This is a genomic window from Kitasatospora sp. NPDC007106 (genome assembly GCF_040634455.1).
Taxonomy (GTDB): Bacteria; Actinomycetota; Actinomycetes; order Streptomycetales; family Streptomycetaceae; genus Kitasatospora; species Kitasatospora arboriphila.
Map to the genome: position 1 here is coordinate 1 of NZ_JBEYFP010000993.1, position 2,015 is coordinate 2,015.

4 protein-coding genes are annotated in these 2,015 nt (G+C 73.5%); all 4 read left to right on the plus strand.

The window, feature by feature from the left end; all coding sequences use genetic code 11:
- The first annotated feature begins 157 nt into the window (after positions 1-157).
- Positions 158-535 carry a gas vesicle protein gene (locus ABZ641_RS34910; RefSeq protein WP_359988399.1) on the plus strand — a complete coding sequence of 126 codons (378 nt, stop codon included), beginning with the start codon at positions 158-160 and terminating at the stop codon, positions 533-535.
- 66 nt (positions 536-601) lie between these two features.
- Positions 602-1,048, plus strand: coding sequence for a gas vesicle structural protein GvpA (locus tag ABZ641_RS34915; protein WP_344626470.1), 447 nt, complete (start codon positions 602-604; stop codon positions 1,046-1,048).
- A 3-nt stretch (positions 1,049-1,051) separates the two neighbouring features.
- The gene (locus ABZ641_RS34920; protein ID WP_359988401.1) at positions 1,052-1,765 is read left to right on the plus strand and encodes a GvpL/GvpF family gas vesicle protein; all 714 of its coding nucleotides are present in this window, start codon (positions 1,052-1,054) and stop codon (positions 1,763-1,765) included.
- A 10-nt stretch (positions 1,766-1,775) separates the two neighbouring features.
- Positions 1,776-2,015, plus strand: a 240-nt coding sequence (locus ABZ641_RS34925) for a gas vesicle protein GvpG (protein ID WP_359988403.1), incomplete at its 3' end; no start/stop codon positions are given.

The following is a 2,015-nucleotide window of genomic DNA, read 5'->3' on the forward strand; positions in this document are numbered from 1 at the left end:
GCTGCCGTCGTGACCGCGCGCATCCGGCCCTCCGCGGACCGTCGCCGTCGGTCGCGCGGCCGTCGGAACCGAAGCCGGGGCATGGGCGGAACGCCCTGTTTGAAGTGGTTGATACGGGTATGCGCCGTTTGACCCACTGCAATGGAGGGACAGGAACATGCCCCGCGAAGCCCGAGACACCGAGCCGCCGCGCCGGCGTTCCGGCCGCACCGGCGGCTCCGCGCGAGCCGCCGACGACGGCGACGCCCGACCCGCCCGGACGGGCGGACGCCGGGTGTCCGCCGCGCAGGCGATGCGCACCGCGGCCTCGCAACTGGCCGAGCTCCTCGGAAGGGTGCCCGAGTCCGTCTCCGGACTGCGCCGCACCGAGGACGGCTGGCAGGCCGAGGTGGAAGTGGTCGAGGTCGAGCGGATCCCGGAGACCAGCAGCGTCCTGGCGAGCTACCGGGTGCAGCTGGACGAGGACGGGGAGCTGGTGGGCTACGAGCGGACCCGCCGCTACACGCGGGCCGAGGTCGACCGGCGCCGGGGGTAGTTCCGCGAACGACGACGGAGCGAGCAGGAGCCGCGGTTCAGCACGCGGCCGACGAGAGGAGGAGCCGTGACCGTGGTGCCGCAGAGCGGCGGAGGCAGTGTGACCACCGGAGGCGCGAGCACCGGCACGCTGTACGACGTCCTCGAACTGATCCTGGACCGGGGACTGGTCATCGACGTGTTCGTCCGGGTCTCCCTGGTCGGCATCGAGATCCTGAAGATCGACGCCCGGGTGGTCGTCGCCAGTGTCGACACCTACCTGCGCTTCGCCGAGGCCTGCAACCGGCTGGACCTGGAATCGGGCCGCAAGGCCCCCGCCAAACTGCCGGACCTGGTCGGCGAGATCACCGAAGGAGGATCCCGCGGCAAGAGCAAGGGCGCGATCTCCGGTGCCGCCGAGGCGGTCACCGACACCGTCCGCGAGAAGCCCGACGGCGGCGACGAGGAGCCCGAACCGCGGGAGCGGCGTGAGAGACCGCGCGCCCGGCGGGCCACCCGGTCGAGGGAGGAGTGAGCCGTGTCCGTCTACGTGTACGCGATCACGGCCGACAGCCACCCCGCGCGGCTGCGCAAGCTGACCGGCGTCGGCTCCCCGCCCGAAGAACTGCGCACCCTCACCGGGTCCGGCCTGAAGGCCGTGGTCAGCCACGCACCCGAAGGACTCCGGGCACGCCGGCGCGACCTCGCGGCCCACCAGGAGGTGCTCGAACGCCTGATGTCCGAAGGCCCCGTCCTGCCCCTGCGGTTCGGCGCCGTCGCTGCCGACGACCAGGAGGTCATCGGCGTCCTCGACCAGCAGGTCGACGCCTACCGGGAACGCCTGTCCGCCCTGGACGGCTGCGCCGAGTACCTCGTCAAGGCCTCCTTCGACGAGGACGCCCTGCTCCGGCAGATCCTCCGGGACTCCGCCGAGGCCCGGCGGCTGAACGAGGAGACCCGGCGGAGCCCCGACCCCGCGCCGAGGATCAGGCTGGGCGAGCTGGTGGCCGACGGGATCCAGCAGCGCAACCGCGCCGCCGCCGCCGAACTCCTCGACGAACTGAGCCCGTTGGCGCGCGAGACGCGGGAGAACGAACCCGCCGGGAACGACTTCGTCAGCGGCTCCTTCCTGGTCGAGGCGGGCCGGCAGGACGGGTTCCGGGCCGCGGCCGCGGAGCTGGCCGGGCGCTGGGGCGAGGACTGCACCCTGCGGGTGCACGGGCCGCTCCCGCCCTACAGCTTCGTCCAGTAGGGGGCGGGCCATGGGTCTGCTGACCGGTCTACCCACCCTGCCGCTCGCACCCGTGCGGGGCGTGGTGTGGGTCGCCGAGCGGGTCGCGGAGGCCGCCGAGCAGTCCTTCTACGACCCGGCACCCGTCGAGGAGGAGCTCAAAGCGCTCGAACGGGACACGGCAGGCGGCGCTGCTGGCCGGCCCCTCCGCGGTGGTGCTCGACCTGTGCTGCGGCGTCGGAGCCCTGGGGGTGGCGCTCGCCGCCGCCGT